The sequence below is a fragment of the Streptomyces thermoalcalitolerans genome, from assembly GCF_039525155.1.
GTDB classification, from domain to species: Bacteria; Actinomycetota; Actinomycetes; order Streptomycetales; family Streptomycetaceae; genus Streptomyces; species Streptomyces thermovulgaris.
The window spans coordinates 1-7,738 of sequence record NZ_BAAAHG010000102.1 but is presented as its reverse complement, the minus strand read 5'-3'; the positions used below and the strand labels follow the sequence as shown (position 1 = coordinate 7,738).

The 7,738-nt window shown below is 74.6% G+C and carries 9 protein-coding genes; 6 read left to right on the top strand and 3 right to left on the bottom strand.

Annotated elements, in window-relative coordinates; translation table 11 throughout:
* The 4 genes from ABD224_RS28655 to ABD224_RS28640 form a co-directional block, all read left to right on the top strand.
* Positions 1–191 (top strand): CysS/YqeB C-terminal domain-containing protein (locus tag ABD224_RS28655; protein ID WP_425581021.1); only part of this gene is annotated, 191 nt, incomplete at its 5' end.
* 163 nt (positions 192–354) lie between these two features.
* On the top strand, positions 355–822 hold the full coding sequence (locus ABD224_RS28650; protein WP_344055136.1) for a DUF2771 domain-containing protein: 468 nt from the start codon (positions 355–357) through the stop codon (positions 820–822).
* Positions 823–833: 11 nt separating this feature from the next.
* Entirely contained in the window at positions 834–1,547 is a 714-nt protein-coding gene (locus ABD224_RS28645) for a futalosine hydrolase (protein WP_344055134.1), read from the top strand.
* Positions 1,537–2,403 carry a 1,4-dihydroxy-6-naphtoate synthase gene (locus ABD224_RS28640; RefSeq protein ID WP_344055132.1) on the top strand — a complete coding sequence of 289 codons (867 nt, stop codon included), beginning with the start codon at positions 1,537–1,539 and terminating at the stop codon, positions 2,401–2,403. Before ABD224_RS28645 ends, ABD224_RS28640 begins: the two co-directional genes overlap by 11 nt.
* A gap of 72 nt (positions 2,404–2,475) precedes the next feature.
* On the opposite strand, the gene ABD224_RS28635 is transcribed toward ABD224_RS28640, so the two are convergent.
* Complete coding sequence (locus ABD224_RS28635) at positions 2,476–2,859, bottom strand: cold-shock protein (protein WP_344055138.1); 384 nt, start codon at positions 2,857–2,859, stop codon at positions 2,476–2,478.
* 312 nt (positions 2,860–3,171) lie between these two features.
* Here ABD224_RS28635 and ABD224_RS28630 point away from each other — a divergent pair, with 312 nt between their 5' ends.
* Positions 3,172–3,423 (top strand): hypothetical protein, encoded by a 252-nt coding sequence (locus ABD224_RS28630; protein ID WP_344055130.1) that lies wholly within the window; start codon positions 3,172–3,174, stop codon positions 3,421–3,423.
* Here ABD224_RS28630 and ABD224_RS28625 read toward each other — a convergent pair.
* Positions 3,399–4,025, bottom strand: a complete 627-nt coding sequence (locus tag ABD224_RS28625) for an HAD family hydrolase (RefSeq protein ID WP_344055128.1) — start codon at positions 4,023–4,025, stop codon at positions 3,399–3,401. The two genes, ABD224_RS28630 and ABD224_RS28625, sit on opposite strands and share 25 nt — an antisense overlap.
* 141 nt (positions 4,026–4,166) lie before the next feature.
* The gene (locus ABD224_RS28620) at positions 4,167–5,279 is read right to left on the bottom strand and encodes a hypothetical protein (protein WP_344055126.1); all 1,113 of its coding nucleotides are present in this window, start codon (positions 5,277–5,279) and stop codon (positions 4,167–4,169) included.
* Between the two features lie 196 nt (positions 5,280–5,475).
* On the opposite strand from ABD224_RS28620, the gene ABD224_RS28615 reads away from it, so the two are divergent.
* The coding region (locus ABD224_RS28615; protein ID WP_344055124.1) for a helicase-associated domain-containing protein at positions 5,476–7,738 on the top strand (2,263 nt) is incomplete at its 3' end.

Here is a 7,738-nt window from a genome sequence, read left to right as displayed (position 1 = left end):
GTGCCGGGGGCGGGGAGGATCTGCACCAGGTGGTGGACGCTTTGGTGGGGATGGTGCTGGAGCAGCGGGAGGCGGCGCGGGCGCGCAAGGACTGGCCCACCGCCGATGCCCTGCGCGACCGGCTCCACCAGGCCGGGCTGGTCATCGAGGACGGCCCGCACGGCCCCCGCTGGAGCCTCAACCCCCGCTAACCCCCACACCCACACCCGCACCCCCACCCACCAGCAACACGTCCGCACACCCACCCTCGGCGGACGCGAACGGGCACGAATGGGGCCGCGTGCGCGGCCCCATTCCCCGACCCGCCGTACCCCGCGTGGGTGGGGGGTCGGGTGCGCCAGATAGCCTTCGAACATGACCACGCTGCAATCCGCCGTGCGACGCCGCCGCGCCGTCGCCGCCGCCGGCGCCGTTTCCGCCGGACTGCTTGCCCTGTCGGCCTGCGAGAAGCCGACGCCGCTGGCCACGATCACCGTGGGCGACTCCTCGGTGCACGCGGAGGCCACCTGCTACGACAACGGCAAGGCGATCAAGGACTCCAAGCTGCTGAGCTGCCTGAAGTCGGACACGTCGATCAAGGTCGACCCCGACGAGACCGTCCGCTTCGGCGTCGACCCGGCCATCGCGGACAAGGGCTGGACCATCCTGATGAACGGGCAGCCGCTGACCGACTCCAGCACGAAGACCTACCGCGCCATCCCCGGCAGCGTGTTCTTCAACGCCCAGTACGGCGCCAGTGGCAACTCCACCTGGGTCTCCATCAAGCAGGGGGACAAGGACGTGCTGGGCCTGTGGTCCTTCAAGCTGCTGAAGGACTCCTGACCAGGCAGCCGGTGTCCTCCGTACGCGTACTCGTCGCCACCGCGGTCCCGGCCGAACGGGAGGCGGTGGCGCGGGCGTTCACGGGGCCCGTGCGGGAGCTGCCGCTGCCCGGGGTGACCGTGCACCGCCGCGGCGGTCACGATCTGATCGCCGCCGGTGTCGGCCCGGCCCGGGCCGCCGCCTCCACCGCCACCGCCCTGACCGCCGCCGCACTCGGCGGCACCCCCTACGACCTCGTCGTCTCCGCCGGTATCGCCGGAGGCTTCGCGCCCGCCGCGCCCCTCGGCTCGCTCGTCGTCGCCGACGAGATCACCGCCGCCGACCTGGGCGCCGAGACCGGCGACGGCTTCCTTCCGGTGACCGAGCTCGGCTTCGGCACCATCACCCACCGTCCGCCCGAAGCACTCGTACGAGTGATCGCGGAGGCCACCGGGGCCCGGACCGGAACCATCCTGACCGTCTCGACGGCGACCGGCACCGCCGCCCGGGCCGGCGCCCTGCGCACCCGTCACCCCCGTGCCCTGGCCGAGGCGATGGAGGGGTTCGGGGTGGCCGAGGCGGCTGCCGCGCACCATGTCCCGGTGCTGGAGATCCGTGCGGTCTCCAACCCCGTCGGCCCGCGCGACCGTGCCGCCTGGCGCATCGGCGACGCCCTGGCGGCCCTGACCGAGGGCTTCGGGAAGCTCACCGACGTCCTTGCGAGGTGGAATCCCCATGAGCCCTGACAGGAGTCCTGACCACCGGCGTCTGCGGATCGCCTACTCGCCCTGCCCCAACGACACCTTCGTCTTCGACGCCCTCGCCCATGGCCGTGTCCCGGGCGCGCCCGCGCTCGACGTCACCTTCGCGGACATCGACGTCACCAACGGCATGGCCCAGCGCGGCGAGTACGACGTGCTGAAGGTGTCGTACGCGGTGCTGCCGTACGTCCTCGACACCTACACGCTGCTGCCGTGCGGCGGTGCGCTGGGCCGGGGCTGCGGGCCGCTGGTGCTCACCCGGGAGCCGGACAGCGGTCTGAGCGGCCGTACGGTCGCCGTGCCGAGCGAGACGTCGACGGCGTACCTGCTGTTCCGGCTGTGGGCGGCGGACACGGTCCCCGGCGGGGTCGGCGAGATCGTGGTCATGCCGTTCCACGAGATCATGCCGGCCGTGCGGGACGGGAAGGTCGACGCGGGACTCGTCATCCACGAGGCACGCTTCACGTACCGGAACTACGGCCTGCACAAGCTCGCCGACATGGGCGAGCACTGGGAGACCACCACCGGGCTGCCGATCCCGCTGGGGGCGATCATCGCCAAGCGGTCGCTGGGCGAGGAGACGCTGACGCGGCTCGCCGACGCGATCCGCAGGTCCGTGCGGGCCGCGTGGGACGACCCGGAGGTCTCCCGGCCGTACGTCATGGAGCACGCCCAGGAGATGGACCCGGCCGTCGCCGACCAGCACATCGCCCTGTACGTCAACGAGTTCACCGCCGACCTCGGCGAGGACGGCTATGCGGCGGTCCGCGGGCTGCTCACACGTGCGGCGGCCGAGGGGCTCGTACCGCCCCTCGGCCCGAACGCGCTCGTCTTCCCGTGATCCGGACCGGTCCCGCGGCCCGGGTCGCGGGACCGGTCCCAGGTCCGTCGGCCGGGTCCCGCCGTCGCACGCTCATACGTCCAGCTGGTCGGCGACCGCGCGCAGCATGCCGGCGACCTTCCTGCCGGTGGACTTGTCGGGGTAGCGTCCGTTCCCCAGCCCCTGGGCGATACCCTCCAGGAGCGTGGTCAGGTCCTGCACGATGGAGGCCAGCTCGTCCGGTTTCTTGCGCTGGGCGGCGGCGACCGACGGCGTCGGTTCCAGGATCGTCAGGGAGAGTGCCTGGTCGCCACGGTGCCCGGCGACCACCCCGAACTCCACCCGCTGTCCCGGCCTGAGCGTCTCCACTCCGGCGGGGAGTACCGAGGAGTGGACGAAGACGTCACCGCCGTCGTCGCGGGAGAGGAAGCCGAAGCCCTTCTCAGCGTTGAACCACTTCACCTTGCCGGTAGGCAAAGCACGCACCCCATCTCACCGGTGAGCCGAACCACTGTTGCCGCAGGTCAGGCTATCTAGCGCTCGCTCGTGCCTGCCGTTGTCCCGAAGCCTCCCCAGCTTCTTTACCCCTCGTCAAGCCCGCCCACGCCAGTCGGCCGAACCCGGCCGGCCGGTGCACGGGCTGCACGCTCGCCCGAGGCGGGGGGACACGGGCATATCTCAGCACACCGAGGACATGCGGCTGCAACTTGTTTCCTCCCCGGCGGCTGCTGGGACCGTACGCTCCCGACCGACACCGACACGAACCCTGCGGGGAACTACCCTGACCGGGTGCGTGAAGAAACCCCAACGAACCCTCCTGCGGCCGGTGAGTGGCTGATCCGGGCCGGTGCCGTCGTGTTCTTCGTCGGCGCGGTGGCCACGCTCGTCACGATCGCGCCGCTGTTCCTCGGCACGAAGCCCTTCCCGACGTACATGTTCGGCCTGAGCATGCTCATGGGCGTCGGCTTCCTGCTCGCGGGCATCGGTCTGCTGCGGTCGATCGCGGCGAGCCGCCGTCAGGCGCGCGGCGACTCCCGGTAGCCGGACAGCCACTCCGGGAACCCGGTCAGGTCCGGCAGGACGACGTCCGCGCCCGCCGCCCGCAGCTCCCGCTCGTCGCAGGGACCGGTGGTCACCGCCACCGACAGGGCGCCCGCCGTACGGGCGCCGCGCACATCGCCGACGTGGTCGCCCACGTACACGCCGACGCCGTACTCGCGCAGCGCCCGGGCCTTCTGCTCGGCCCACAGATCGCCGATCACCGCGTCCGGCTCGATGCCCAGGTGCTCCAGGTGCAGCTTGGCGTTCGGCTCGTACTTGGCGGTGACGACGATCGCCCGTCCGCCCAACTCCCTTACCGCCGCCATCGCCTCGCGGGCGCCGGTCAGCGCGGGCGTGGCGGGGACGGCGTAGGCCGGATACATCTCCCGGTACATGCTCCCCGCGGCCTCGACCTCGTCGGCCGGGAACCAGTTGATCAGCTCCTGCTCGAGCGGCGGACCGAGCCGGGTGACCGCCAGGTCGGCGTCGATGTACGTCCCCGTCCGCTCGGACAGCGCCAGAAAGCAGGCGCGGATCCCGGGGCGGGAGTCGATGAGGGTCATGTCGAGGTCGAAGCCGACGGTCAGGGGGCGCGAGGTCATATGGGCCATTCTGCCCAGGGGCACGGGCGGGCGGACGCCCGGTCCGTGTGACGTACAGCTATCGCCGGCGGGCCCTGCGGGCGGTGCCGCCGGTGCGGGCGGTGCTGCCAGTGCAGGCGGTGCGGGCGGTGCGGGCGGTGCTCACTGGCGGCGCTGCGCGCGCCAGATCAGGAAGAGGGCCGAGAGCACGGCCGCGGTCCGCACCACCCAGGGCCAGGTCTGCTGGACCGCGTCGCTCATCTGCCCCTGGGCGATGGGGGTGCCCCAGCGGCCGTCGGCGCGTCCCCACAGCCACACCGCTCCGGCCGTCAGCGCCAGGCCCGGCAGGCCCATGACGGCCCACTTGGACTCCGTCGGGGTCAGCCGCCGGGAGCCGTACGCGATCAGCCAGCCGAGCAGCAGCGCGAACAGATTGCCGAGAACCGCGCCGGCGACCAGCAGCCCGGCCGCGAGCAGCAGCAGCGGGTTGCGCCGGCTCCCCTTGAGCAGGGACAGGCCCAGCCGCCGGCGCGCGGCCGGCGCCTTCTGCGGCTCGGCCGTCTCCTCCTCCGCCGCCGTGTCCGTGCCGGCGGCCTTCTCGGGGTCGGGGCCGGGCTCGGCCGGTTCCTTCGGCGGCGGGGGTTTGAGCAGCTCCGGGACCTCCACCCCGCCCACGAAGCCGGGCACCTCGTCCCCGATGCCGAGCGAGGGGCCGTCCAGGTTCCACCAGTCGGGGCGGGCCGTCGCGTCGCCGAGCTCGGCGGCGGTCGCCAGATGCGGCGGGGACGGGCCGTCGAGGGGTGCGGGCTTTGTCCTCGGCTGCGACGAGCGCGGCCGGGGCACGAGCGGCCGGGGCACGATCTTGCGCAGCCCCTTCGGCTGCTCCTGATCCGTCCCGGACGCCCCGGATGCACCGGACGGCTCGGACGGCCCGGATGCACCGGACGGCTCGGACACCGGGGACGCCTGGGATGTCCTGGGGTCCCGCTGCGCGGGGACGGCCGGCTCCGGCGCCCGCGGTTCCGCCGCGCCCGTGCCGCCCGTCTCCGTGCCGCCCGCGGCCGCGACGACCTCGTCCGGGCTGCCGAGCCGGGCGAGGATGCGGCGGACGGCGGCGGGACTGTCCACCACGGCCTTGGCACGGCGCCGTTCGATCTCGTCGCGCAGCTCCGCGACCAGGCGCATCCGGGCGGCCGAGGACAGATGCCGCTGCTGAGCGACGTCCCCGACGCGGCTCAGATACTCGTAGACGACCTGATCGCTCTCGATCCCCACGGAACCCCTCCGGGGTGGCTGGCCCATGCTCCCGCGGGACGACGGTAGCGCAGGACGACCCCGCGCGGCCCGTACGACAGCCGGGGGACGCGACCGTTCGAGCCGATGAGGGACCAAGAGCCGCTCAGGGACCACGAGCCGATCAGGGACCAAGGGCACGGTCCTCCCTGGACCGCGACCCGCTACCGTGGGTCGGATGAGCAGCGATGAGCAACCGCCGGCTCCGCGGTCCCTCGCGGAAGCGCTCCGCGCGCGCGACGACGCCTCCCTGGCCGCCCTCCTGCGCAGCCGTCCCGACCTCGTCACACCGGTCCCGGCCGACCTCACCCAGCTCGCCACCCGTGCCGGAACCCGCGCCTCGGTGGTGCGCGCCCTGGAACGGCTGGACCGGTTCGCCCTGCAGACCGCCCAGGCCCTCGCGGTGGCCGGCGACCCGGCGACCTACGACGAACTGCTCGGCCTGATGGCCTCCGACGACCGGGACCCCGTCGTCGCCGCCGCGCTGCCCCGCGCCCTGGACACCCTGCGCGAGCAGGCCCTCGTCTGGGGCAACGACGACCGGCTGCGCCTGGTGCGCACGGCCCGCGACGTGCTCGCCCCGCAGCCGCGGCGTCCCTCCCCGACCGGCCTCGGGCCGACCGTGCGGGAGGCGACGGCGGGCATGTCACCGGGGCGGATCCAGGAGATCCTGGCCGCCGTCGGTCTGCCCTCGACGCACGACTCCGTCTCCGCCGTCGCCTCGCTCACCGCCCTGTTCACCGACCGCGAGCGGATGTCCGCGCTGCTCTCCGAGCTCCCGGCCGACTCCCTCGCCGTCCTGGACCGCCTGGTGTGGGGCCCGCCGTACGGCCAGGTCACCCCCGAACCGGCGCCGCACCTTCGCCGGCTGCTCGACCTGGGGCTGCTGCTGCCCGCGGCGCCCGGGACCGTCGTCCTCCCCCGCGAGGTGGCCCTGCATCTGCGCGGAGGCCGCGCCCATCGCACGCCCGAGCCGGTGCCGCCCGCCGTCGAGACGGCCGCCGCCCACCATCCACAGGCTGTGGATGCGACGGCGGCCGGACAGGCGCACACCGCCCTGGCCACCGTGGAGGAACTGCTGAAGGGATGGGACGAGGGCGGGCCGCACGTGCTGCGCGCGGGCGGCCTGAGCGTGCGCGACCTCAAGCGCACCGCCGTCGCCCTCGACGTGCCCGAACCGGTGGCCGCCTTCTGGGTCGAGCTCGCCTACCTCGCCGGGCTGGTCGCCTCCGACGGGGAGGCCGACGAGCGGTACGCGCCCACCCCCGCCTGTGACGAGTGGCGGGAGCGGCCCGCCGCCGAACGCTGGGCCCATCTCGCGGCGGCCTGGCTCGTCTCCACGCGCGTCCCGGGACTGGTCGGCGAGCGGGACGCCAAGGACCGCACCCTGTCGGCGCTCGGCCCCGGACTGGACCGCTCGGCGGCACCGGAGGTACGGCACCGGGTGCTCACCCTGCTCGCCGGGCTGCCGGTGGGCGCCGCGCCCTCCGCCGAGTCGGTGCTGGCCCGGCTGCGCTGGGAACGGCCGCCGCGCGGAGTGCGGCGGGAGGACGAGCTGCGCGAGAGGCTGGCCCGGTGGGCGCTGTCCGAGGCGGAGCTGCTCGGGGTCACGGGGCGCGGCGCGCTGTCCGCGCACGGACGCGCGCTGCTGGGCGCGCCCCCGCCCGCACCGGCGGCCGAGCCGCCGTCCGCCCCGGCAGCCGGACAGCACGCCGAGCCCGTGGGGCCCGGTGACAAACTCCCCGTCCACCACCACAAGCACCCTCAGCCTCACCGGCCCGGGCCGGACGCCGGGCCGCCGGAGCCCCCCTCCCTCGCCGAACGGACCGCCGCCGCGGCCCGCATCCTCGCCCCGCTCCTGCCCGAACCCCTGGACCACGTCCTGCTGCAGGCGGACCTCACGGCGGTGGCGCCCGGGCCGCTCCAGCGGCCGCTGGCCGACATGCTGGACCTGCTCGCGGACGTGGAGTCCAAGGGCGGCGCGACCGTCTACCGCTTCACCCCCGCCTCCGTACGCCGCGCCCTGGACGCCGGCCACAGCGCCGCCGGCCTGCACGCCTTCCTCGCCGCGCACTCCCGCACCCCGGTGCCGCAGCCGCTCACCTACCTCATCGACGACGCGGCCCGCCGCCACGGGCATCTGCGGGTCGGCGCCGCCTCGGCCTATGTGCGCTGCGACGACGAGACGCTGCTGGACGAGATCCTGGCCGACAAGCGGTCCGCTCCTCTGCGCCTGCGCCGCCTGGCGCCCACCGTGCTCGCCGCGCAGGCCGGTCCGGCCACCCTCCTCGAGGGGCTGCGCGCCATGGGCCACGCCCCGGCCGCCGAGTCCGCCGAGGGCGACGTCGTGGTCACCCGGACCGCCTCCTACCGCACCCCGCCGCGCACCGCGCCCGCGCCGGTCCCGGAGGGCCCGCCGCCCCCGGACGCCGCCCTGCTCG